Origin of the sequence: Stenotrophomonas sp. PE591 (assembly GCF_018320795.1) — a bacterium.
Classification (GTDB): domain Bacteria; phylum Pseudomonadota; class Gammaproteobacteria; order Xanthomonadales; family Xanthomonadaceae; genus Stenotrophomonas; species Stenotrophomonas maltophilia.
Window position 1 is genome coordinate 442,965 of the sequence record NZ_JAAOKO010000001.1, and the last position, 22,412, is coordinate 465,376.

Sequence of the window (22,412 nt, forward strand, 5' to 3'; positions counted from 1 at the left end):
TCCTCAGGGTGCCGACGCACGCAGGCTGTAACCGGCCAGACGCCACACCTGGTCCTCGTCGAAACGGAACGAGACCAGCTCGCGCACCGGCTGCGCGCTGTTGGCGAAACGGGTCGGGAAACTGACGTTGATGTACAGCCCTTCCGGCACTGCGGCACCTGCGCTGTACTTGACCCGGGTGATGGTGGGCTGGCCACGCCCGGCCAGCGCACCCAGGCGCGTGCGCTCGGTGGTCAGCTGGCTGACGAATGCGGCCTTCGGTACTGCACGGCGCGCGACGGCGGAGGCGCCATCCCACAGTTCGCCGGCGCGGTTGGCATCGACCAGCTGCGCGGCTTTCAGTGCAGCAGCGCCCATCTCGGCATCCTGTTTCTGCACCTGGGCCTGCTGTGCAGCAGTCAACGCCGGGGCACCGGCGGTGGCTGGCTTCGCAGCCGCTGGCGAGGCCGGGGCCGGGCGTGCCGGAGCCGGTGCAGGCGTGGCCGGCGCAGGTGCCTGCGCCAATGCGGTCAGGGGCAGCAGGGACAGCAGCAGGAGCACACGCTTCATGGACACCGCCGGTTTTCTGGAGAGAACCGCAGTCTACGCCAGCGCGGTGACTATGCCGTCAGCGTGCCGGGGCGTTGCCCTCCACCGCAGCCGCATCAGCCTGCGCGGCGGGCGCGGCGGTGTTCACTGGCGCCTGTTCGGCCACCGGCGGCGGCTCCGACGGTGCCGGTGGCAGCGTTGCCACATCGATCTCCGACAGTGGGCTTTCTTCCGGGCACACCGCGTCCGGGAAACCGAAGCGCTGCTTCAGCGCCTGGCCGCAGCTGTTGATCGATTCCATGTCGGCGCCTTCGCGCTTGCACTGCTGGTCGAAGGCAATCAGGAACGCGTCCTTGCGTTGCACGAAGTCATCACCACAGGCCCGCATCTGCTTGATCCGTTCCAGATCGTCCTGCACCGCGTTGGTGCCGTCCAGGCCGTACTGGCGCAGCTCATCCTGCGTCAGCAGGCGCAGGCTGCGGTTGGGCACGGTCATCATCAGATCGGCCACACCCACCGCCACGCCGTTGCGCTGCAGGTAGTCCTTCACGTTGTCGTAGACCTCGTGCAGCTCGCGGTTGAGTTCCGCGCGCGAGGTGGCCTTGGAGCTGATCCGCATCATGCGGTGGATGCCGACCTTGCCCGACAGCAGGCGGTTGTCACCGGCGGCCAGCACGAACACGCAGGCGCTGTGGCAGATCGAGCCTTCGCGCACCCAGATGGTCCAGCCGGACTCACCGATGCTGTCACCGGCGACGATCGCCGATTCCACCTGGCCGCCGCTGGAATCCAGATCGAGGATGCGCTTGTGGATCTTCTGCTCGTCAGCGACCACGGCCAACCGCCACATCATCTCGGCAAAGCCCGGATTGATCTTGCCGGCGTAACGCACGCGCATCAGGCCACGTTCCGCACACGGCGTCAGCGCCTGGGTGATCTGTTCGCGCTGCAGGCCCTCCAGCTCGACGCCATCGCCCGCCTCACCGGCGTACTCGGTACTGCAGCTGACCCAGGCGCGGCCATTCTCCAACTGCGCCTGCGGCCACGGCCGATCCGCCCGGCTGCGCGGCGGCGCCGGCGGTGGCGGTGCGTCAGCCGCATTGATCGACACCATGTTCTCGCCATCGCTGGCCGGCGCCCGCGCGGCCTTGTCGGCGGCGGTCACATTGCCCGGATTCTCCAGCTGGCTGCAGCCCGCCAGGGCCAGGCACAACAGGGGCAACCAGCGGAGTTTGGCGGACATCGGGCAACCAGTCTTCACGTGAGCAAGAGTCACAGTCTACCCGTCCGGGGCACGCATTCAGCGCGTGGCACTGAACCCCTTCTGACCCTTGGGAAAAGCGTGTCGACCAAGGTCGACACCCACCAACAGCAGCGCAGAACGCCCGCAAGACATGTCGCAGGAACCTCTCGAAGGCGGGGTGGGTCCGGTTGCAGGGGCGTGAGCGCCATGGGCCCGAGGCATGCCTCGGGCGGGTTGGGCAGGACGCCCAACCCCGGTCTTGCCGTGTGCGCAGGACAGCGCACACGAGCAAGCGGCGACCGAGCTTACATGGGTGAGGGCGCTTTGCTTGCGAAGCACTGCTTCGCAAGCGCCCGAACGCACAGCCGCCAGCGGCTGGGCCGGGCCCCGGAGGGGTACCTGCAGCGTCCCCTGCAACCGGACCCGCCCCGCCCTGCCGCAGGAAACCAGCTTCTGCTGTTGCCGTTGCCGGCCAGCGGCCGGCACTACCACGGGTGCCGGGCGCAGCCCTGCCCAACCCCCTTCAGCATCCATGTCCGAATGTGGCGAGTATCGCCGTCGCCAGAGGCCTAGACTGGCGCCATGGACACCGCCCTCGCCCTCGACACCGCCGCCTGCGACCGCGCCCGCCTGGCCCGTGACGCACGCTTCGACGGCGTTTTCTTCACCGCCGTGCGCAGCACCGGCATCTATTGCCGCCCCGTCTGCCCGGCGCCGCCGCCGAAGCCACGCAACATCACCTACTACCCGACCGCCGCTGCAGCCGCCGCCGCCGGCTACCGGCCGTGCCTGCGCTGCCGCCCCGAACTGGCACCGCAGGCCCAGCAGGCACTGGCCGGGCAGACCGTGCAGCGCGCCCTCGCCATCATCCACGGCGGCTTCCTGCAGGAGCAGCCCGTTGCAGACCTCGCGCAGAAGATCGGCCTCAGCGCGCGCCAGCTGCAGCGCCTGTTCGTCGAACATCTCGGCGCAACACCCGGGCAGATCCATGCCACCCACCGCCTGCTGCTGGCCAAGCAACTGCTGACCGAAACCACGCTGCCGGTGACCGATGTTGCGCTGGCCGCCGGCTACAACAGTCTGCGCCGCTTCAATACCGCCTTCCTGCAGGGCTGCGGCATGGCACCGACGGCGCTGCGTCGCCAGCACCAGCCGCTTGCCGCCGATGACGGCGGCCTGGTACTGCGGCTCGTGTACCGCCCACCGTTGGACTTCCCGCGCATGCTGGCCTTCCTGCGCAAGCGCAGCCTGCCTGGCATCGAACTGATCGGCGAAGACAGCTACCAGCGCGTGCTCGGCACACCCGAGCGCCCCACCCTGCTGCGCGTCACCGCCGACCCGAAGCGCCCGGAACTGCGTCTGCAGCTGGGTGCGGTCGACCCGCGCCTGATCCCCGACATCGTGCGCCGTGTGCGTCGTGTGTTCGATCTGGACGCCGACCTGCAACAGGTCCATGCCGCCCTGGGCGAGGAACCGCTGCTGGCACGCGGAATCGCCGAACGCCCGGGGCTGCGCGTTCCGGGCGGCTGGGATGGCTTCGAGGTCGGCGTACGCGCCGTGCTCGGCCAGCAGGTCAGCGTCGCCGCCGCCACTACCTTTGCGCGGCGTCTGGTGGATGCGTATGGGGCGCATCTGCCGGGCATGCCGTCCGAGTTCGATCGCCAGTTCCCAGCGCCCGAGGTGCTGGCCGAGGCGCCGCTGGAATCGATCGGCCTGCCGCGCAGCCGCGCCGCCACGGTGCGTGCGCTGGCTGCTGCATGTGCCAGCGGCCAGCTCGACTTCGGACCCGGGCAGGCCCTGGAAGACTTTGTTGCGCGCTGCGTGGCATTGCCCGGCATCGGCCCGTGGACCGCGCAGTACATCGCCCTGCGCGGGCTCGGCCAGCCCGATGCCTTCCCCGCCGGCGACCTGGTGCTGCAGCAGGTGCTCGGCCACGCACAGGGCCAGCGCCTGAGCGAACGTGCAACTGAAGCGCGCTCGCAACCGTGGCGCCCGTGGCGCGCCTACGCCGTGCTGCACCTGTGGCACCTGTCCGGCACGTTCGTTGGAGAACCGACATGACCCTGTTGTTTGATCGCTTCGACAGCCCCATCGGCGTGCTGACCATCGCCGGTGATGAGCGTGGCCTGTCACATGTGCTGTTCCCGGAAAATCGCCATCCGGCACGCGGACGCGACGACTGGCACTACGCACCGGATGCCCTGCCGGAAGCACGCGAACAGCTGCTGCAGTTCCTGCGCGGCGAGCGCAACAGCTTCGACCTTGTGCTGGCGCCACGTGGCACGCCGTTCCAGCTGCGCGTATGGCAGGCGCTGGCACTGATTCCGTTCGGCCAGACCTGGAGTTACCTGCAGCTGGCGCAGCACCTTGGCCAGCCCAGTGCGACCCGCGCGGTCGGCGCGGCCAACGGGCGCAATCCGCTGCCGATCATCCTGCCCTGCCATCGCGTGATCGGCAGCAACGGCGCATTGACCGGTTTCGGCGGCGGGCTGGAAACCAAGGCCGCGCTGCTGCGGCTGGAACAACGCCAGGCCCCGCTGTTCACCTGAGAGGGCTGGCCGGGCTGCGCCCGGCACCCGCAGAGGCAACCGCAACGGCCGAAGCAACAGCAACATTCCGAAGCATGGCGTGGTGGGTCCAGCTGCGGGGGACGCCGTCAACCCGTCCTTGGGGGCTTGGCCGCGGCATCCATGCCGCGGACACCCCCGCAACCGGACCCACCCCGCCTTCGACAGATTCCTGCGATCTGTCGGGACGGCGCACTGCGCAACTGTTGGTAGGTGTCGACCTTGGTCGACACGGTAGATCCACGCCATGCGTGGATGGAATCATCAGGGACATGTCTGGAGAAAAGCCCCCTTCCTGTTGAAGGGGGCGCGCCGACAGGCGCGGGGATAAGGAAAAATGCGCGGACACGGCGCGCGATAGCGCGCCGTGTCTTGGGCGCGTCATTGCGCGGGCTTATCATGCGTGGATGACTTCCGTACGCCTGACCTGCGCGCTGGCGCTGTTGCTGCCATTGGCGGCCTGCACCACCGCGCCCGCCCCTTCCGCCTCCGTTCCCGGTTCCGCCGCTGCGGCTTCGCCTCCGAAGCTGCTGCTGATCTCCATCGACGGCCTGCGCGCCGATGCGCTGGACCGTGGGCTCACTCCGAACCTGCAGCGACTGATCGACGGCGGCGTGCGTGCACGCTGGATGACGCCGTCCTATCCGTCGCTGACCTTCCCCAACCACTACACCATCGTCACCGGCCTTCGTCCGGACCACCACGGCATCGTCAACAACAGCATGGACGATGCAACCCTGGGCCGTTTCGAACTGAGCAACCGCGACGCGGTCACCACCAGCGGCTGGTGGGGTGGCGAACCGATCTGGGTCAGTGCCGAGAACGCTGGCGTACGTTCGGCCACCACGGCGTGGCCGGGCAGTGAGTCTGAAATCCGCGGCGTGCGCCCCAGCAAGTGGCGCGTATACGACGGCAAGGAACCGCTGGAGCAGCGGGCCGGCATCGTGCTCGACTGGCTGGCGCGGACCGATGCTGATGCACCGCGCCTCACCACGCTGTACATGGAACACGTGGACAAGGCCGGCCACAACTACGGCCCCGGGTCGAAGCAGTACGCCGACGCCATCGTGCGCGCCGACCAGATCGTCGGCCAGGTGCTCGACGGGCTGCAGCAGCGCGATCTAGCCAAGACCACCAACGTGATCGTCGTGTCCGACCACGGCATGGCCAGCGTCGCCGACGGCAACGTGATCGCCACCGAGTCGATGGCCGACCCGGCCATTGCACGCAATATCAGCCAAGGCCAGTCAGTGGGTTTTGCGCCGGTCGCCGGCCGCGAAGCGGAAGCCGAACGCGCCCTGCTCGGACGCCACGCGCACTACGAATGCTGGAAGAAGGAGAACCTGCCGGCACGCTGGCACTACGGCACGCATCCGCGGGTTCCGGCCATCGTCTGTGTCATGGATGAAGGCTGGGATGCCCTGCACCAGGAAAAGATCGCCAAGCGTGCGAAGCAGGATCGAGGTTCGCATGGCTACGACAACGCACTGCCTTCCATGCGCGCAGTGTTCGTGGCCGGCGGTCCGTCGTTCCGCCAGGGCCTGGTGATCGATGGCTTCGACAACGTCGATGTCTATCCGCTGCTGGCCCACCTGCTGCAGGTACCGGCCGCGCCGAACGATGGCAATCCGGAAACGCTGAAGAAGACACTGCGCTGATGCGGTTGTAGAGCCGAACCCACGCTCGGCTCACCGGACAGGCATAAAAAAACGCGGCGCCAGGCGCCGCGTTTTTCATTGAACCGGTCGCTCGACCGGATCAGGCCTTGGCGACGGCCTTCTTCGCCACAGCCTTCTTCGCCGGAGCCTTGGCCACGGTCTTCTTGGCAACCGGAGCGGCGGCGCCTACGGCGACCTTGCTGGCGGTGTGCGAACGGGCGTTGCCATAGCTGGCGTTGTAGCGCTTGCCCTTGGCGGTCTTGCGGTCACCCTTACCCATGTCTTCAACTCCTCAAATGTGAAATCTGGTTACCCCGTACTGACACGGGTTCGGCGGGGCCGCCTTGCTGGGCGCCCCCGCGCACGATCGAAAATCCTATCACGGAGCGCCTAGTGCGCGCAGCTGGCGTCGTGCACGTGACCGTGGTTGAGGCGCAGGTTGACCAGATGGGCCACACCCACCAGCAGGCCACCGATGGTCATCACCACCGCGTGCGGCACCGCATTGTGGTGCAGCGGGTCATACAGCACGCCGGCCCACAACGCGACCAGGCCGGGAACCAGGAAGCCCAGCGCACGCAGCGCACCGTGCCGGCGGTAGCCCCAGACCAGGCTGAACAACCCCAGCAGGGTCACGAACACCACCAGCGCCTGTTCCACGCCGTCGCTCAGCCAGAACGACAGACCCAATGAAGGCGCTGCGGCCAGCAGCACCGGGATCACCGCGCAGTGCACCGCGCACAGCATCGAACCAGTGGCGCCGAAACGGTCGAGCAGGTGGCGCAGGCGTGAGGACAGGGACATGACTTCCAGCAGGGTCGGCGAATCGTTATGGAATAATATAACATCCCTCTCCGACCCGCACGGTTTCCCTCCCCCTGTCCCATCGACGGGATTCGTGCGCCCCGCGATTGATACATTGTAACAAAGGACCCGTCCATGCCCGCCCACATCCCTCGGCTCAAGCCGCATTCCCTGGCCCTGGCGCTCGCCGCCCTGCTGCCGTCCGTCGCCTTTGCAGCCGGCCAGGACACCGCCCATCGTGACCGCCACCTGACCGAGCTGTCGTCGGTGCAGGTCACCGCGTCGCCATTGCAGGGTGATGCCGAATCGCTGGCGCGCCCGGTGGAGGTGCTGGCCGGTGAACGCCTGGACGAGCAGAAGGCTGGCACCCTCGGCGATACCGTGGCCAAGCTGCCCGGCGTGCAGAGCACCTTCTTCGGCCCCGGCGTCGGCCGCCCGATCATCCGTGGCCAGGAAGGCCCGCGCGTGGCCGTGCTGTCCAACGGCATGGGCAACATGGATGCGTCCACGGTCAGCGCCGACCACGCCACCAGCATCGAACCGTTCCTGGCCGACCAGATCGAAGTACTGAAGGGCCCGGCCACGCTGCTGTTCGGCAGCGGCGCCATTGGTGGTGCGGTCAATGTGGTCGACGGGCGCATCGCGCGCGAGCTGCCTGAGCGGCCGCTCAGCGGTCGTGCCGAACTGCGCGGCAATTCGGTGAACAACGAGCGCAGCGGCATGTTCCGCCTCGATGGCGTCAGCGGCAACGTCGTGCTGCATGTGGATGGCCTGGTCCGCAACGGCGACGACTACCGCATTCCCGGTTACGCGGTGATCGACAGCCTTGAAGACCACCACGACGACCACGACCATGACCACGCGAGCGAGGAAGGCGAAGAACCGCGCCGCGGCCGCCTCGACAACAGCTCGATCCGCACCCGCGCCGGTGGCGTCGGCGCAACGTGGCTGGGCGACGGCGGCTACTTCGGCGTATCGGCCAGTACCTACCGCACCAACTACGGCATTCCCAATGGCGCGCACGTGCACGCCGATGGTGACGATCATGGCCATGACCACGGTCACGACCATGGCGACGAAGAGGAAGGCGGCGACGAGCACGACGTGCGCATCGACATGGTGCAGAACCGCTTCGAAACCAAGGCCGGCATCTACAACCCGGTCTCGTTCCTGAAGAACATCAACGCACGCGTGGCCTACACCGACTACGAGCACGTAGAGCTGGAGGCCGGCACGCCGTCCACCCGCTTCACCAACCGCGGCATCGAAGCGCGCCTGGAAGCGGTGCAGCAGCAGATCGGCGGCTGGGACGGCGCCTTCGGCCTGCAGTTCGGCAACAGTGATTTCGGTGCCAAGGGCGAAGAGGCGTTCGTTCCGGATACCGGCACGAAGAACATCGGCCTGTTCGTGCTGCAGGAAAAGCAGTTCGGCCCGTTCAAGCTGGAACTGGGCGGCCGCCACGATCAGGTCAAGCTGGACCCGAGCGGTGACTACCGCCGCCGCACGTTCGGCGCCACCAACCTGTCTGCCGCTGGTATCTGGAAGCTCAACGATGCCGTTGACCTGCGCATCGGCGTGGACAGCTCCGAGCGTGCACCGACCAACGAAGAGCTGTATGCCGCCGGCGCGCACATCGCCACCCGTTCGCTGGAAATCGGCGACGCCAACCTGAAGACCGAGCGCGGCCAGCGCGTGGAACTGGGTATCCACACCCACAGCGAGCGCCTGGACTTCTCCGCGTCGGTCTACCAGACCAGGTTCAAGGACTTCATCTACCTGGCCGACACCGGCATCACCGAGGGCCTGCCGGTGCGCACCTGGACCCAGCAGGACGCGGTGTTCCGCGGTGCCGAGGCCGAAGCGCTGGTGCACCTGTTCGAGGGTGGCGCCGGTGACTGGGATCTGCGCCTGTTCGGTGACTACGTGAAGGCCAAGCTGGATGGCAGCGGCAGCCGCAACCTCGACATCGCCGTGCCGCACGGCGACCACAACCACAATTACAACGTGGAACTGGCCAACACCGGCTACCTGCCGCGTATTGCCCCGGCCCGCGTCGGCGCCGACCTGCGCTGGTCGAAGGACGGCTGGCGCGCCTCGGTCGGTGCGGTGCGCTACAGCCGCCAGAAGGACGTCGCCCAGAACGAAGCCCCGAGCGACGGCTACACCCTGGTCGACGCGCACCTGGCCTACCGCTGGGATCGCAACGCCAGCAACAGCTACGAGGTGTTCCTGGATGGCAGCAACCTGACCAACCGCGAAGTGCGTCCGCATACCTCGCTGCTGCGCGACTACTCGCCGCTGCCAGGCCGTGGTGTCGCATTCGGCATCCGCGCGTTCTTCTGATCACGCACGGCGGGGTCGCAGCCCTCTTCGAAGGAAAGGGCTCTGCCCCCCACGCCATTCCACGGGGGCCTTCGGGCCCCGTTTTCATTTCGACCCACGCCATCACACATTCGTCACAAAGATGTGCGTACCACAACAAGCGGACAATCCCGTCACCCAATGTCTCGCCAATCGGACATTTTTGTCCGAAAATAATTCCATGACTGCCCAACGTGCCGATGCCGCCGCCCGCCGTGCCCTCATCCTCGACGCCGCCGATCATGTGTTCGGCCAACACGGTGTCACCGCCCCGCTGGACCTGGTGGTCGAACGCGCCCAGGTAGGCCGCGCCACCCTGTACCGCAACTTCCCCGACCGCACCGCACTGATCCAGGCGCTGCTGCAGCGCACGGTCGACCGCATCCGGCGCCAGGTCGAACAGCTCGGTGACCGCGACGACGCCCTGTTCGAGGTGTTCGAAGGCATGGCCCAGCGCATCATTGATTCGCCGGCATTGGCCGATTACTGGCGTGCGGTCGATTCGGACGTGCCGTCCATGCGCGCCGCGCGCGAGACCGTGCGCGACCTGCTGGAGGAACCGATCGCGCGCGCCAAGGCCGCCGGGCTGTGCCGTGCCGACCTGGAAAAGACGGATATTTCACTGATCTCGGGCATGCTGGGTGCGGCCCTGCGCGGCAAGACCCGCGACGAGCGTGCTCAGTTGGCCGGGCGCGCCCTGCAGCTGCTGCGTGGGGGTCTCCAGGGAGCTGCCAACGAGGCCCGTTGATGGTCCAGCCGTATCTGAAGCCGGTTCCGGATTGGGAGGAGCACGAAAAGCCGACCATGCCCGGTTCGGCATCGATGCCCTGGCACCCGCCGTATCGGCGCGCGGCCTATGCGCTGGTATCACTGCTGGTGGCGATCACCGGCGGCCTCGGCAATGCGCTGGTCACCGCCAACCTGCCGTTCCTGCAGGGCCAGCTGGCACTGACCCCGACCCAGGGCAGCTGGCTGGTGGCCGCATATGCGATGGTGAATGTCACCGCCAACCTGTTGGCCTTCAAGTTCCGCCAGCAGTACGGCATCCGCCTGTTCGCCGAGATCGGGCTGGGCCTGTACGCAGCGCTGGCGGTACTGCACCTGTTCGTCGGCAGCTTCGAGACCACGATGCTGACCCGCGCCGCCAGCGGCTTCGCGGGTGCGGCCTGTTCGACACTGGGCACGCTGTACATGCTGCAGGCGCTGCCGCGCCGCTTTACCGGCAACCTGCTGGTGGTCGGCGTCGGCCTCTCGCAGCTGGCGGTGCCGATCGCCTGGATCGTTTCACCAGGCCTGGTCGATACCGGCCAATGGCATCAGCTCTACTCATTCGAAGCCGGGCTGGCACTGTGCGCGTTCGCGGCAGTGGTGGTGCTGAAGCTGCCGCCCGGCATCCAGGTGAAGGCCTTCGAACCGCTGGACTTCCTCACCTTTGCCCTGCTCGCACCGGCCGTCGCGCTGCTGGTGATCGTGCTGGCGCAGGGCTACACCCGCTGGTGGCTCAACACGCCGTGGCTGGGCTGGGCCCTGGTCGCCTCGATCGTGCTGTCCACCACCGCCTTCATCATCGAGCACTACCGGCGCAATCCGCTGCTGCAGACACGCTGGCTGGCCAGCCTGCCCGTACTGCATTTCATCGTCGGCGCCTTCCTGATCCGCTTCCTGACCACCGAGCAGTCCTACGGCGTGGTCAACCTGATGCGCACGCTCGGCATGGGCCCTGATCAGTTGCGGCCGCTGTTCGTGGTGATTCTTGCCGGCGTGATCACCGGTATCGCCGGCACTGCACTGACCTTCGGGCCCAAACGGCTGATCCCGCAGCTGCTGATGGCGATCCTGCTGCTGGGCGCCGCCGCGTTCTTCGACCAGCACCGCACCAGCATGGATCGGCCGCACGACTTCTACGCCAGCCAGTTCCTGGCCTCGGTCGGTGCCGGCATGTTCATGGGCCCGTTGATCATGCTCGGCATTTCCGCCGCGCTGAAACAGGGCGTGGACCACATGATCACCTTCCTGGTGACGCTGTCGATCACGCAGACGCTGGGCGGCCTGGCCGGCTCGGCCGTGCTGGGGACCTTCCAGCTGCATCGCGAGCAGCTGTATTCCAGCGCGCTGACCAGCCAGCTCGACCCAGCCGACCCGGTGGTGGCACAGCGCCTGCGCATCCAACAGCAGCTGTACGTCGCCCAGATCACCGATCCGGTGCTGCGCAGCGCGCAGGGCAGCGCGCAGTTGGCGCAGACGACGCGCCGCGAAGCCAACGTACGCGGCTTCAATGATGTGTTCACGCTGAGCGGTTGGTTGGCCATCGGCTTCCTGTGCTGGTTGCTGCTGCTGTCGCTGCGCACCGCCGTGCTCAAGCAATGGCGCAAGCGCCACCCCACTTCCCCCGCTGTGGCCACGCCGGCCGCGCCCCGCTGAGTTCTCGACCATGCCTCCCGTCCCGCCCCGACCCGACGACGCCGACAACGTAACCCCACCGCCGCCGACCGACGCGGCGCCTGCCCCTACGCCGGTAGAACCCGCTGTCGCGCCGAAGTACCTCAAGCCCAGCGCGCGCAGCGTAGTGGTGATGGTGGTGGTGGCCCTGCTGGGCATTGCGCTGATCCTGCGCGCCTGGCACCTGTGGCCGTTCACCAGCAGCGTGATGGTGACCGACAACGCGTATGTGCGCGGACAGATCACGGTGATGGCGCCACAGGTCAACGGCTATGTGACCGAGGTGCTGGTGAAGGACTTCCAGCACGTGAAGGAAGGCGAGCCGCTGCTGCGCATCGATGACCGCATCTATGCGCAGCGGGTCGCCCAGGCGCAGGCGACGCTGGACAGCGCACGCGCGGCCCTTGCCAACTCGGACCAGTCGCAGGCGCAGAACCGTGCGCAGATTGCCTCCGCCCGCGCCACGTTGTCGGCCGGGCAGGCGGAGCTGCAACGCTCACGCAACGAGACCAAGCGCTACGAGGAACTGGCCGCGCAGCAGCTGGTATCGATCAACGATCGCGACAAGTTCCGCACCGCGCAGGCCTCGGCGCAGGCCAGCGTACAGCAGTCGCAGGCGCAGATCCGCATCGCCGAGGAGACCCTGGTATCGACCCAGGTAGCGCGCAAGAGCCTCGAGGCCCAGGTGGAGAGCGCGCAGGCGCAGCTGGAACTGGCGCGCATCGATCTGGCCAACACGGTGATCCACGCACCACGCGACGGCCAGATCAGCGAAGCCAGCGTACGCGTGGGCCAGTACGTTGCCGCCGGTTCGCAGCTGCTGTTCCTGGTACCTGACACGCTGTGGGTGGTGGCCAACTACAAGGAAGGCCAGACCTGGGGGATGGCGATCGGCCAGCCGGCCACGTTCTCGGTGGACGCGTTCCAGGGCCAGGTGCTGCGGGGCCGCGTGCAGGAGATCGCGCCCGCCACCGGGTCGGAGTTCAGCGTGCTGCGCCCGGACAACGCCAGCGGCAATTTCACCAAGGTGGTGCAGCGGCTGCCGGTGCGGATATCGATCAACAGGGATCAGAAGCTGGCAAAGCAGCTGCGGCCCGGCATGTCGGTGATTGTGCGGGTGGATACGGCAAGCAAGCCCATGGACTAGGGCGCGACCCTGCAGGACTCGGCTGGGTAGAGTCGACTGTTAGTCGACTATCGCGCAGCGCGGGGTACTCGTGGGCTTCACGGAAGAGCAGTCGACTAACAGTCGACTCTACCGCCGACCGACTCTACCGCCGACACGATCAACCCGCGCAGCGCGCGCAGAGCCCGTGCACTTCCAGGGTCTGCGCCTGCGGCTGGAAACCCAGCTCCTTGGCGCGCTTCTCCAGCTGGGTGACGATCTCGCGGTCTTCCAGCTCCACCGCGCTGTGGCAGCTGTTGCAGATCAGGAACGGCACCGAATGCGCGGCGCTGCTGGGATGGTGGCAGGCCACGAAGGCATTCACCGATTCCAGCTTGTGCACGAAGCCATTGGCCATCAGGAAGTCGAGGGCGCGGTACACGGTGGGCGGGGCGTCAGCACCCACGCCCTTGCCGTTGCGCACCCACTCCAGCAGCTCGTAGGCCTTGACCGGCTTGCCGGCCTCGGCGATCAGCTTCAGCACGTTGGCGCGGATCGGGGTCAGGCGCAGCCCGCGTTCGCGCGAGACGCGCTCGACCACCGCCACGAAATCCGATGCGTCGTGGACGTGGTGGTGCGGGGCGGTACAGGCAGTGGCGGTCTTGGCGGGCATGCGTGTTCTCCGGTTCGGGCCTGGCAAGGATGCCTCAGGCCGTTGCTACCTTGGTGATGGCCACATCAATGCGTTTCAAGGCCTGCTCGCGGCCGGCCAGGTATACGGTATGGGAAATGTCAGGACTGACCTGGGTGCCGGTGATGGCCACGCGCAGCGGCTGGGCAACCTTGCCCATGCCGATTTCCAGCGCTGCGGCCGCGTCGTGCAGGGCGACGCCCACCGACTCGGCGGTCCATTCCGGCAGGGCGGCCAGCAGCTCGCGGGCCTTGCCCAGCGCCACCTCGGCACCGGCCTTGAAGTGCTTGGCCACCGCTGCTTCGTCGTACTCGGTCAGCGGCTGGTACCAGACCACGGCCTTCTCGGCCATTTCCTTCAGGGTCTGCACGCGTTCACGCAGGGCGATCACCACGTCCTCCGGGGCCGGGCCAGCGGCCACGTCCAGGCCCAGCTTCTGCAGCTGGTAGACCAGGTGCGGCACGATCGCGGACACGTCCTCGGTCTTCAGGAAGTGCTGGTTGACCCAGCCCAGCTTGGCCATGTCCAGGCGCGAGGCCTTGGAATTGCAGTCCTTCACGTCGAACAGATCGATCAGTTCCTGGCGGCTGAACAGCTCCTGGTCACCGTGCGACCAGCCCAGGCGGGCCAAATAGCTCAGCAGTGCGTCCGGCAGGTAGCCGGCGTCCTTGTACTGCATCACGTCGGCCGCGCCGGTGCGCTTGGACAGCTTGGCGCCCTGCTCGTCCAGGATCATCGGCATGTGGCCGAACTTCGGCACCGGCGCGCCGATGCCTTCGTACAGGTTGATCTGGCGCGGGGTGTTGTTGATGTGGTCGTCGCCGCGGATGACCTCGGTGATGCCCATGTCCCAGTCGTCCACCACCACCGCGAAGTTGTAGGTGGGGTAGCCGTCCGGGCGGAAGATGACCATGTCATCCAGCTCGCTGTTGGCGATCTCGATGCGGCCCTTGATCAGGTCGTCGAACACCACCGTACCTTCCAGCGGGTTCTTGAAGCGGATGACGCGGTTCGGATCATCCCTGCGCGGCAGGCCCAGGTCACGCGCGGCTCCGTTGTAGCGCGGCTTTTCCTGCCTGGCCATGGCGGCCTCGCGCATCGCGTCCAGCTCTTCGCGGGTCTCGTATGCGTAATACGCCTTGCCGTCGGCCACCAGCTGTTCGGCCACTTCCAGGTAACGGGCGACGCGGTCGGTCTGGTAGATCGGGCCTTCGTCATAGTCCAGACCCAGCCACTCCATCGCCTCCAGGATGGCGTCGATCGCGCCCTGGGTGCTGCGCTCACGGTCGGTGTCCTCGATGCGCAGCACGAACTCGCCGCCACGGTGGCGGGCCTCCAGCCAGCAGTACAGCGCAGTGCGGGCACCACCGATGTGCAGGTAGCCGGTGGGACTGGGGGCGAAGCGGGTGCGGCAGGTCATGGACGGCTCGAGGAACGGGAATCCCCCGATTTTACCAGCCCGCCGCCCCCGACGGAAAAAAGGGGACGGAGGGGATTAAGTCGCGATTGCCCAGCCGCTGGGCCTGCAACCGGGAAACGGAGGGGAGAAACGACTTAATCCCCTCCGTCCCCTTTTACGGTTCCACCTTGCGCGGGAACGGCTGCTCGCGCATCGCGGCGTTGTAGGCGAACGAGGCGACGATGGCTGCGGCCTGCTTCAGGTCTTCCGGTTCGGCGTGGTCCCAGGTGTCCAGGTGGCTGTGGTGGACATTGGTGAAGTAGTCCAGCCGGTCCTGGATGAACTGGAAGCCCGGCAGGCCGATGCGGTCGAAGCTGATGTGGTCGGTGCTGCCGGTGTTGCGGGTGGCCACGGTGGTGGCGCCCACGTCATGGAACGGCGCCAGCCAGGCTTCGAAGATCGGCATCGCCGCCAGGTTTTCCTGCGCATAGATGCCGCGGAAGCGGCCCGAGCCGTTGTCCATGTTGAAGTAGACCTGGAACCTGCTGTAATCGCGGGTCTTCTGCAGCGCGCCGGTGGGCTCGCGCAGCGAGGCAGGCAGCGCCTTCTGCGCCGGGTCGGTGGGTTCCGGGAAACGACCGAAGTGCTTGGCCACATAAGCCTGCGAGCCGATCAGGCCCTGTTCCTCACCGCTCCACAGCGCCACGCGGATGGTGCGCCTGGGCTTGGCGCCGGTGGCCTTGAGGATGCGCATCGCCTCCATCATCACCGCCACGCCAGCCGCGTTGTCGGCCGCACCGGTACCGCTGTGCCAGGAATCCAGGTGCGCGCCGATCATCACCACTTCATCGGGCTTGCTGCTGCCACGGATCTCGGCCAGCGTGTTGTAACCGGGCTGGTCGGCCTCATCGGTGAAGCGTGCTGCCACATCCACGCGCAGGCGCACCGTCTGCTTGGCCTCCAGCGCGCGCACCAGCGGGTTGAAGTGTTCGCTGATCATCGCCAGCTCGGGGATGCCCACCGACTCACCGGCCTTGCGCGAACCACCACCGGCAACCCGGATGATGCCGTTGTCCCAGCTGCTGATGCTGATCGAGGCCAGCGCGCCCTCTTCCACGAAGAACGCATTGACCTTGGTCGCCAGCTGCTGGCGTTCCTGGTACTCCTTGACCCGCTTGGCACGCTCGGCGGTGGCGTCCTTGTCCTTGGGCAGGGTGAACTCCTGCAGGCCTTCCAGCGAGGTGGCGTCGTGGCGATGCGAATCCGCCTCGGTGCCGCGCTTGTACTCGCGGGCCTCGCCCTGCAGCAGGATCTTGCCGCGCAGCTTGCCGCGGTACTTCTCGATGTCTTCGGGCTTCTTGATCTCGACCTGGACCAGCTCGCCTTCAACCGGCCCCTTGGTGCCCGGCGTCCAGGCCTTGGGCAGTGCATGCAGCGGCTGCACGCGGTCGCCCAGCATCTCCACGCTCGCCGAAGTGAACTCCCAGCCGCGCCCGAAGTCGTCGAAGGCCTCGTCGTGGACGTTGTCCAGCTTCCATTCGTTGAACTTGCCGCGGGTCCAGGCGTTGGCGCGACCCATGGCCGGCGAGTTGGTCAGGCGCGGGCCGATGCGCTCGGTGAGATAGCTGAAGGTGTCCATCACCTGCGAACGGTGGAAGGCCTCCTGGCGGATGCGGCTGACCATGTCCAGGTCCACCGTCTCGCGCTGCTGCGCTCCTGCGTTGCCACCCATCGCCAGCGCTGCGGCCAGCATGCCCCACTTCAACACATCGCACCCCTGCCCTTCGGCTCGATCATCAACTCGTCGAGTCTAGCCAGCGGGGGCGCGGGGATACCGTCCCATCGGTCATGGGCGGGATGGAAGCGTGCGAACCAAGGTTCGCACCCACAGGAGAGTGGTTGGTTCGCACCTGCCACGCCACATCACCCACTCCATCCCAGCCACAACTGCGCCCGCTCGGGCAGCAGCAGCAACCAGTGCCGCCGGTCGATGCTGCTGCAGCCGTACACCGCCGCGTGTGCCGGCCAGTCATCCGGAAGGCCACCGATACCGATCTCGGCCAGCGCCTCCGCCCCGGCCTTCCATGGCCGGTAGCGCGGCACCCGGCCAGCCACCGCGCCGCGTCCCTGCCGCGCGCCCTGCAGCCAGCGCAATCCCTGCCCCTGCAATCCTTCGCAGGTCACCGCCGCCAGCTGGAAGCGGACCAGGCCGGGGGCGATCCGTGCCCCCGGCAGGGCCGCCAGCACGCCATGTGCCTGCAGCAGCGCATCCACTTCCAGCAGGGCCGGAATGCCCTGCCGTGCCCGTTGCCGCAATCCCTGGCGCCAGCCCATGGCCTGCTCCTTACTTCAGTTCCGCGCCGAGCGCGTACCAGTCGACCCGGCGGGTCACCCACATCGCCAGCGCCAGGATCACGAACAGCAGCAGCGAACCCATCAACAGCGCGTTGTTCTCCGACACCAGCAGGCCATACAGCGCGCCGTACAGCACGGTCAGCAGCGCAGCGAAGCCGAGGCCGCGCTTCCAGTGGCCCAGCACATTGGCCAGGTACACCGCCTGCAGGCCGATACAGGCCACGGCCGATACCAGGTAGGCCTTCCAGAACGCGATGTGCTCGGACAGGCTGATCAGCAGCAGGAAGAAGATCGCCAGCGCCAGGCCCACCATCAGGTACTGCAACGGGTGGATGCGCAGCGACTTGATCAGCTCGAACAGGATGAAGCCGACGAAGGTGAGCAGCACGAACAGCACGCCGTATTTCGAGGCACGGTCGGCCTGGGTGTAGGTATCGACCGGATCGACCAGCGACACCGTCACCGCCTGCGATTCGACCGCACCATCATTGCGCAGCTGGCGCTGGGCATCGGAGGCCAGCGAGGACACCGCCCAGCGTGCATCGAAGCCCTGCGCATCGACGCGTCGCTCATTGGGCAGGAACGCACCGCTGAACGACGGATGCGGCCAGCTCGAACGCAGCGCGATGTGGGTGTCATCGCCCACCGGCACCACCGACAGCATGCGGCTGCCATCCAGGCGCAGCTCCAGTTCAACCGTGCTGGCAGCCAGCGTGCCGCCCTGATCCGCAGCGAAACCGGCCACCGGTGCGTGCAGGCCTCGCCCCACCTCGCTGGCCGCGCCAACGCCCGGCAGCAACCGCAGCTGCTTGCCATCCACGCGCAGGTTCGGCGTACCCACCAGGCCCCGCACATCGGATACACCAACCGCGACATACGGCTGGCCGTAACTGCGGCCGGCCTTCACCGGATAGTCGTCTGCGGCGAAGGTCGCCTTCATCTGGCCGTTCCAGCTGTACACCGGCACCTTGAACAGGCCCACTTCGCGCTGGCTCGGCAGCATCTCGCCGCCCACCTCCAGCGACGCCGGCATCTGCAGCCAGTGCCCCTCGGTGACCTGTATCTCGGTCTTCTTGACGCCCAGCGGGTCGACCAGTTCAACCTGCTTGCGTTCCACCCATGGCACCACCCGCACCGGGCCCACCAGCTGCTGTGCACCGGCGCGGCTGTCGGCCACCCGCGAGAACGCCTCGTCGCGGTATGCGCTGCGCTCGTTGATGACCCCGCGGATCATGGTCAGCGGCACCAGCAGCAGCAGGATCAGCCCGCCGACAATGGCGAACCTCAGCAGCATCTTCAGGGATTTCATGGTCCATCCTCGTTGGAGAGGGCTGCAGGATGGACCGCTGGGGTGAGCAGGGTTTGTGGCGAATTTGAAGCGAGTGTGAAGTCAGCGGCGCGGGCGCTGGCCCGGCGCACCCGATGGCAGCCACAGGCTGGCCACGGTGCCGCCGCCCTCGCGGACGTCGACACTGGCGCGTCCATCGTGCAGCCGCGCGACTTCCTGCACGAATGGCAGGCCCAGGCCGGAACTGCGCCGCCCGCTGCCGGGCCGCGCCAGCGAATAGAAGCGTTCGAACACCCGTTCGCGCGCATAGTCCGGGATGCCGGCGCCGCGGTCGGCCACCTGCAGGCGCACGCCCTGCCCGTCCACCTCGGCCTGCAGCGCGATCTCCGCGCCGGACGGCGAGAAGGCAATCGCGTTGTCGATCAGGTTGTGCAGCGCCTGCCGCAGCAGGTAGCCGTCGCCCTGCACCCGCAGGTCGGGCACGTTGCCGATGTGGACCCGCACACCGGCCGCCTGCGCGCGCACCTGCGCGGCCGAGGCCGCATCGGCCAGCAATGCCTGCAGCGCGATCGGATCGCGGGTCTGCAGCCAGCCGTGCTGTTCCACTTCGGCCAGCGCCAGCAGCTTGTCGATGGTCTCGGTCAGCCGTTCCTGCTGATCGACAATGCTGCGCGCGAAATGCACGCGGTCCGCTTCGGGCAGCGGCTCCTGCAGCAGTTCGGCGGCACCGCGGATCGCCGCCAGCGGGCTCTTCATCTCGTGCGTCAGCGACTGCACGTACTGCTCGACGTAGGCCTTGCCTTCGAGCTTGCGGCGCATCGTTTCCAGCGCCTGGCCGAGATCGCCGATCTCGTCACGACGACGCCGTGGCGGCGGCACCGGTTCGCCCGCGCTGACCGCACGTGCATAGCGGCTGAGCTGGCCGAGGCCAGTGGTCAGCCACATCGTCACCAGCACGCCGACCAGCGCCGACAATCCGATGAGCCAGGCACCGCGCTCGATGATGGCGCGCTGGCTGGCGGCGATGAACGGATCGATGCTGCGGTTGGGCTGGGCCAGGCTGAGCACGCCGATCAGGGTGCGGCCATCGGCCGGGTCGTATACCGGCGCCGCCACATGCATCACCGTATCGCCTTCCTCGCCCGGAATCTCGGGGCTGGAACGGGCACCGTATTCGCCACGCAGGGTGCGGTAGACATCATTCCAGCGCGAATTGTCGCGGCCAAGGTCACGGCCCAGCGAGTCGTAGATGACGATGCCCTTGGCATCGGTGATGGTCACCCGGTAATCCAGCGAGCGCTTCGGGAACCGCCAGACCATTGCCTTCAGGTCGCGCTGCCGTGCCTTGGCCAGGTTGCGGGTGAAACTGCCGCTGCGGATGGTGCCGTCCTTGACGTCGGCGGCGGCCATCTCGGCCAGCACGTTGGCCGCATCGACCAGGGTCGATTCCATCGCCTGGCGCACACCCGGCTTCACTTCGTTGACGAACACGCGCATCACGAAGAAGGCCGCGATGCCGGTGATCAGGAAGAAGCCCAGGAACAGCTTCAGCACCAGGCGCATCGGCTAGACCTCCAGCGCGTAGCCAAGGCCACGGTGGGTGCGGATCGGGTCGTCGCTGGCACCGGCCGCGCGCAGCTTGGCACGCAGCGTCTTTACATGGGTATCGACGGTGCGGTCGGCACTGTCGGCGCTGCTGTCCCAGCCACGGTCCATCAGCTGGGCACGGCTGAGGATGGCACCGGGTCGCTGCAGCAGCGCCTCCAGCAGCGCGTACTCGTAGCGGGTCAGATCCAGTGCCTGGCCACGGAAGCGGATGCGCCGGCCTTCGCGGTCGATGGCGAACGCGCCATGTTCCTGCCAGCCTGCATCGGCGCTGGGCGCTGCGATGACCGGCGCCGCACGGCGCAGGCGTGCACGCACCCGCGCCACCAGCTCGCGCGGCGAGAACGGCTTGGTCATGTAGTCGTCGGCGCCCAGTTCCAGGCCGAGCACCCGGTCCACTTCATCGTTGCGGGCGGTCAGGAAGATCACCGGCAGCTGCGCCACCGGCCCGGGCTGCGCGCGCAGCCGCCGGCAGACCTCGAAGCCGCCCAGGTCGGGCAGGCCCACGTCCAGCACCACCACGTCGATATCCCCGGCCTGCAGCCGCTGCAGCGCCTCCCCGCCCAACAGGCAGTGGCTGGCGGCATAGCCCTCGCTGCGCAGCGCATAGAGCACGGTTTCGGCGATGGCGGCTTCGTCCTCGACTACCAGGACATGGGCAACGGGAGCTGTCATGGCGCGCAGCATAGCCGCTGCGGCCGCCGCCCCGTACACTGCCGGCCATGAACTATCGCCACGCCTTCCATGCCGGCAACCACGCCGATGTGCTCAAGCACATCGTGCAGCTGGCCCTGATCGACAGCTTCAAGCGCAAGGACAGCCCGTTCTTCGTGCTCGACACCCACGGCGGTGCCGGCCGCTACCTGCTGGCCAGCGAAGAGAGCCGCAAGACCCTCGAGGCCGAATCCGGGATCATGCGGCTGATGGCCCAGCCCAAGCTGCCGGAGGTGGTCGAGCGCTACCTGAAGGCGGTCCAGGCCGACAACCCGGTCGGCGCGCTGACCAACTACCCGGGCTCGCCGCTGCTGAGCGCACAGGCGATGCGCGCGCAGGACCGGATGGCGGTCTGTGAGCTGCAGGAAGCCGAAACGGCCACGCTGAAGGCCCTGTTCGCCCATGACAGCCGCGTCGATGTGCGCGCTGGCGATGGCTATGCCCTGCTGCGCTCGCTGCTGCCGCCGAAGTTCAACGGCAGCAAGATCGGTCGTGGCCTGGTGCTGATCGATCCGCCGTACGAGGCGCAGGACGCCGAATACCAGAACATCCTGGCTGCCCTGGCCGAGACCCTGGCACGCTGGCCGCAGGCCACCTGTGCGGTCTGGTTCCCGATCAAGCAGCGCCGCACCATCCTGCATTTCCTGCGCAAGGCCACTGCCCTGCCGGTCAAGTCGGCGATGACGATCGAGTTCCTGGTGCGTCCGGACGACTCGCCGCTGCGCCTCAACGGCAGCGGCATGCTGCTGCTCAACCCGCCGTGGCAGTTCGACCGGGTGGTCGGCCCGGCCCTGCCGGCGCTGCGCCAGCACCTGGGCGAACCGGGGGCCAGCACCCGCCTGGATTGGCTCAAAGCCCCCGAATAACGGCCTTCACGAGGCTGTACCGCCGTGAGCCTTTCGTTCACGGAATGCAGCCCCGGTGATGCCACAATCGATGGACCACCAAGGAATCACCCGGTATGGCCACTCGCAACCGCATGCCGCCCTGGCATGAGATCTTCAAGGCTCCCAGCGGCCACGAGCTGCTGATCCGCCCCATCCGCCCGGAAGATGGCGCACCGCTGCAAGCGGCGTTCAGCCTGTTCGGGCCGGAAGAAATCCGTGATCGTTTCCTGCAGGCGGTGACCGAGCTGTCGCCGGAAACCACCCAGCGCCTGACCCACCCCAATCCCAAGACCGAGATCACCCTGGTCGCAGCCGAATCCCTGCCCGCTGGCGAAGCGGTGGTCGGCGCGGTCGCCCGGGCCTCGATCATCCCTGGTACCCGTGAAGCCGAGTACGCGATCCTGATCAGCCGCTTCCTCATTGGCCAGGGCCTGGGCCGGCAGCTGATGCGCAAGCTGGTGAAGTGGGGCCGCGGCAAGTACCTCGACCGCCTGTACGGCGACGTTGCCGCCGAGAACGAGCCGATGAAGCAGCTGGCCGCCTCGCTGGGCTTCAAGCCGGTGCCGCACCCGACCGGTGCCGAAGGCCTGGTGCGGATGGTGCTGGAGCTGGACAACTGACGGATGCGCCGGGCCCTGCCCGGCCATGCCTCCCGGTAGTGCCGGCCGCTGGCCGGCATTGTGTTCCCCCAACGGCACGTGAGGCCGTCGGCAAACGGCCGGCACGACCCACCGGGCTTCGATCGGGGTTCTGCTAAAATCCGGGGTC

20 protein-coding genes are annotated in these 22,412 nt (G+C 67.5%); 9 read left to right on the forward strand and 11 right to left on the reverse strand.

Features of this window, described 5'->3' with window-relative positions:
- Positions 1 to 3: 3 nt before the first annotated feature.
- Both JLDANKMP_RS02255 and JLDANKMP_RS02260 read right to left on the reverse strand, forming a co-directional pair.
- The gene (locus JLDANKMP_RS02255) at positions 4 to 549 is read right to left on the reverse strand and encodes a DUF4019 domain-containing protein (RefSeq protein ID WP_005408699.1); all 546 of its coding nucleotides are present in this window, start codon (positions 547 to 549) and stop codon (positions 4 to 6) included.
- A gap of 58 nt (positions 550 to 607) precedes the next feature.
- Positions 608 to 1,771 (reverse strand): hypothetical protein, encoded by a 1,164-nt coding sequence (locus tag JLDANKMP_RS02260; RefSeq protein WP_049454703.1) that lies wholly within the window; start codon positions 1,769 to 1,771, stop codon positions 608 to 610.
- A gap of 582 nt (positions 1,772 to 2,353) precedes the next feature.
- Here JLDANKMP_RS02260 and JLDANKMP_RS02265 point away from each other — a divergent pair.
- The 3 genes from JLDANKMP_RS02265 (at position 2,354) to JLDANKMP_RS02275 (ending at position 5,996) form a co-directional block, all read left to right on the forward strand.
- Positions 2,354 to 3,832, forward strand: a complete 1,479-nt coding sequence (locus JLDANKMP_RS02265) for a DNA-3-methyladenine glycosylase 2 (RefSeq protein WP_049395330.1) — start codon at positions 2,354 to 2,356, stop codon at positions 3,830 to 3,832.
- Positions 3,829 to 4,320 carry a methylated-DNA--[protein]-cysteine S-methyltransferase gene (locus JLDANKMP_RS02270; RefSeq protein WP_212560419.1) on the forward strand — a complete coding sequence of 164 codons (492 nt, stop codon included), beginning with the start codon at positions 3,829 to 3,831 and terminating at the stop codon, positions 4,318 to 4,320. The genes JLDANKMP_RS02265 and JLDANKMP_RS02270 overlap by 4 nt, the downstream gene beginning before the upstream one ends.
- 425 nt (positions 4,321 to 4,745) lie before the next feature.
- Positions 4,746 to 5,996 (forward strand): ectonucleotide pyrophosphatase/phosphodiesterase, encoded by a 1,251-nt coding sequence (locus JLDANKMP_RS02275; protein ID WP_024958164.1) that lies wholly within the window; start codon positions 4,746 to 4,748, stop codon positions 5,994 to 5,996.
- A 100-nt stretch (positions 5,997 to 6,096) separates the two neighbouring features.
- Here JLDANKMP_RS02275 and JLDANKMP_RS02280 read toward each other — a convergent pair whose 3' ends face one another.
- Together JLDANKMP_RS02280 and JLDANKMP_RS02285 are read right to left on the reverse strand one after the other, a co-directional pair.
- Positions 6,097 to 6,276: a 30S ribosomal protein THX gene (locus tag JLDANKMP_RS02280; RefSeq protein WP_004150462.1), complete on the reverse strand. Its 180-nt coding sequence runs from the start codon at positions 6,274 to 6,276 to the stop codon at positions 6,097 to 6,099.
- 110 nt (positions 6,277 to 6,386) lie between these two features.
- Entirely contained in the window at positions 6,387 to 6,800 is a 414-nt protein-coding gene (locus JLDANKMP_RS02285) for a MerC domain-containing protein (RefSeq protein ID WP_060380373.1), read from the reverse strand.
- Between the two features lie 135 nt (positions 6,801 to 6,935).
- Here JLDANKMP_RS02285 and JLDANKMP_RS02290 point away from each other — a divergent pair, with 135 nt between their 5' ends.
- The 4 genes from JLDANKMP_RS02290 (at position 6,936) to JLDANKMP_RS02305 (ending at position 12,747) form a co-directional block, all read left to right on the forward strand.
- Complete coding sequence (locus JLDANKMP_RS02290) at positions 6,936 to 9,143, forward strand: TonB-dependent receptor (RefSeq protein WP_212560420.1); 2,208 nt, start codon at positions 6,936 to 6,938, stop codon at positions 9,141 to 9,143.
- A gap of 199 nt (positions 9,144 to 9,342) precedes the next feature.
- Positions 9,343 to 9,909, forward strand: a complete 567-nt coding sequence (locus JLDANKMP_RS02295; RefSeq protein ID WP_062607472.1) for a TetR/AcrR family transcriptional regulator — start codon at positions 9,343 to 9,345, stop codon at positions 9,907 to 9,909.
- Positions 9,909 to 11,582, forward strand: coding sequence for an MFS transporter (locus JLDANKMP_RS02300; protein WP_005408691.1), 1,674 nt, complete (start codon positions 9,909 to 9,911; stop codon positions 11,580 to 11,582). Before JLDANKMP_RS02295 ends, JLDANKMP_RS02300 begins: the two co-directional genes overlap by 1 nt.
- A gap of 10 nt (positions 11,583 to 11,592) precedes the next feature.
- Positions 11,593 to 12,747, forward strand: coding sequence for an HlyD family secretion protein (locus JLDANKMP_RS02305; RefSeq protein ID WP_212560421.1), 1,155 nt, complete (start codon positions 11,593 to 11,595; stop codon positions 12,745 to 12,747).
- A gap of 139 nt (positions 12,748 to 12,886) precedes the next feature.
- Here the strand turns inward: JLDANKMP_RS02305 and JLDANKMP_RS02310 are convergent, their stop codons facing one another.
- From JLDANKMP_RS02310 to creB, 7 genes are all read right to left on the reverse strand, one after another.
- Complete coding sequence (locus tag JLDANKMP_RS02310) at positions 12,887 to 13,378, reverse strand: Fur family transcriptional regulator (protein WP_004150412.1); 492 nt, start codon at positions 13,376 to 13,378, stop codon at positions 12,887 to 12,889.
- Positions 13,379 to 13,412: 34 nt separating this feature from the next.
- On the reverse strand, positions 13,413 to 14,816 hold the full coding sequence (gene gltX, locus JLDANKMP_RS02315) for a glutamate--tRNA ligase (protein ID WP_099479451.1): 1,404 nt from the start codon (positions 14,814 to 14,816) through the stop codon (positions 13,413 to 13,415).
- Positions 14,817 to 14,970: 154 nt separating this feature from the next.
- Positions 14,971 to 16,548, reverse strand: coding sequence for a M20/M25/M40 family metallo-hydrolase (locus tag JLDANKMP_RS02320; protein WP_212560422.1), 1,578 nt, complete (start codon positions 16,546 to 16,548; stop codon positions 14,971 to 14,973).
- A gap of 170 nt (positions 16,549 to 16,718) precedes the next feature.
- A complete protein-coding gene (locus JLDANKMP_RS02325; RefSeq protein WP_012479575.1) occupies positions 16,719 to 17,129 on the reverse strand; it encodes a hypothetical protein in 411 nt (136 codons plus the stop codon).
- A gap of 10 nt (positions 17,130 to 17,139) precedes the next feature.
- Positions 17,140 to 18,459 (reverse strand): cell envelope integrity protein CreD, encoded by a 1,320-nt coding sequence (gene creD, locus JLDANKMP_RS02330; protein ID WP_049397509.1) that lies wholly within the window; start codon positions 18,457 to 18,459, stop codon positions 17,140 to 17,142.
- An 81-nt stretch (positions 18,460 to 18,540) separates the two neighbouring features.
- Positions 18,541 to 20,001 (reverse strand): two-component system sensor histidine kinase CreC, encoded by a 1,461-nt coding sequence (gene creC, locus JLDANKMP_RS02335; RefSeq protein ID WP_212560423.1) that lies wholly within the window; start codon positions 19,999 to 20,001, stop codon positions 18,541 to 18,543.
- A 3-nt stretch (positions 20,002 to 20,004) separates the two neighbouring features.
- A complete protein-coding gene (creB, locus tag JLDANKMP_RS02340; RefSeq protein WP_080047689.1) occupies positions 20,005 to 20,730 on the reverse strand; it encodes a two-component system response regulator CreB in 726 nt (241 codons plus the stop codon).
- A 35-nt stretch (positions 20,731 to 20,765) separates the two neighbouring features.
- On the opposite strand from creB, the gene rlmJ reads away from it, so the two are divergent.
- Both rlmJ and JLDANKMP_RS02350 read left to right on the forward strand, forming a co-directional pair.
- Positions 20,766 to 21,623 (forward strand): 23S rRNA (adenine(2030)-N(6))-methyltransferase RlmJ, encoded by an 858-nt coding sequence (gene rlmJ, locus JLDANKMP_RS02345; RefSeq protein WP_005408683.1) that lies wholly within the window; start codon positions 20,766 to 20,768, stop codon positions 21,621 to 21,623.
- A 95-nt stretch (positions 21,624 to 21,718) separates the two neighbouring features.
- Entirely contained in the window at positions 21,719 to 22,264 is a 546-nt protein-coding gene (locus JLDANKMP_RS02350) for a GNAT family N-acetyltransferase (RefSeq protein WP_004150340.1), read from the forward strand.
- The last annotated feature ends 148 nt before the right edge of the window (positions 22,265 to 22,412 follow it).

Coding starts and splice junctions, on each gene's coding strand:
- JLDANKMP_RS02350 (WP_004150340.1), top strand. CDS start 21,719: ATGGCCACTCGCAACCGCATGCCGCCCTGGCATGAGATCTTCAAGGCT.
- gltX (WP_099479451.1), bottom strand. CDS start 14,816: ATGACCTGCCGCACCCGCTTCGCCCCCAGTCCCACCGGCTACCTGCAC.
- JLDANKMP_RS02320 (WP_212560422.1), bottom strand. CDS start 16,548: ATGCTGGCCGCAGCGCTGGCGATGGGTGGCAACGCAGGAGCGCAGCAG.
- JLDANKMP_RS02285 (WP_060380373.1), bottom strand. CDS start 6,800: ATGTCCCTGTCCTCACGCCTGCGCCACCTGCTCGACCGTTTCGGCGCC.
- JLDANKMP_RS02280 (WP_004150462.1), bottom strand. CDS start 6,276: ATGGGTAAGGGTGACCGCAAGACCGCCAAGGGCAAGCGCTACAACGCC.
- JLDANKMP_RS02325 (WP_012479575.1), bottom strand. CDS start 17,129: ATGGGCTGGCGCCAGGGATTGCGGCAACGGGCACGGCAGGGCATTCCG.
- JLDANKMP_RS02270 (WP_212560419.1), top strand. CDS start 3,829: ATGACCCTGTTGTTTGATCGCTTCGACAGCCCCATCGGCGTGCTGACC.
- JLDANKMP_RS02265 (WP_049395330.1), top strand. CDS start 2,354: ATGGACACCGCCCTCGCCCTCGACACCGCCGCCTGCGACCGCGCCCGC.
- creD (WP_049397509.1), bottom strand. CDS start 18,459: ATGAAATCCCTGAAGATGCTGCTGAGGTTCGCCATTGTCGGCGGGCTG.
- JLDANKMP_RS02260 (WP_049454703.1), bottom strand. CDS start 1,771: ATGTCCGCCAAACTCCGCTGGTTGCCCCTGTTGTGCCTGGCCCTGGCG.
- JLDANKMP_RS02300 (WP_005408691.1), top strand. CDS start 9,909: ATGGTCCAGCCGTATCTGAAGCCGGTTCCGGATTGGGAGGAGCACGAA.
- creB (WP_080047689.1), bottom strand. CDS start 20,730: ATGCTGCGCGCCATGACAGCTCCCGTTGCCCATGTCCTGGTAGTCGAG.
- JLDANKMP_RS02295 (WP_062607472.1), top strand. CDS start 9,343: ATGACTGCCCAACGTGCCGATGCCGCCGCCCGCCGTGCCCTCATCCTC.
- JLDANKMP_RS02310 (WP_004150412.1), bottom strand. CDS start 13,378: ATGCCCGCCAAGACCGCCACTGCCTGTACCGCCCCGCACCACCACGTC.
- JLDANKMP_RS02275 (WP_024958164.1), top strand. CDS start 4,746: ATGACTTCCGTACGCCTGACCTGCGCGCTGGCGCTGTTGCTGCCATTG.
- JLDANKMP_RS02305 (WP_212560421.1), top strand. CDS start 11,593: ATGCCTCCCGTCCCGCCCCGACCCGACGACGCCGACAACGTAACCCCA.
- creC (WP_212560423.1), bottom strand. CDS start 20,001: ATGCGCCTGGTGCTGAAGCTGTTCCTGGGCTTCTTCCTGATCACCGGC.
- JLDANKMP_RS02290 (WP_212560420.1), top strand. CDS start 6,936: ATGCCCGCCCACATCCCTCGGCTCAAGCCGCATTCCCTGGCCCTGGCG.
- rlmJ (WP_005408683.1), top strand. CDS start 20,766: ATGAACTATCGCCACGCCTTCCATGCCGGCAACCACGCCGATGTGCTC.
- JLDANKMP_RS02255 (WP_005408699.1), bottom strand. CDS start 549: ATGAAGCGTGTGCTCCTGCTGCTGTCCCTGCTGCCCCTGACCGCATTG.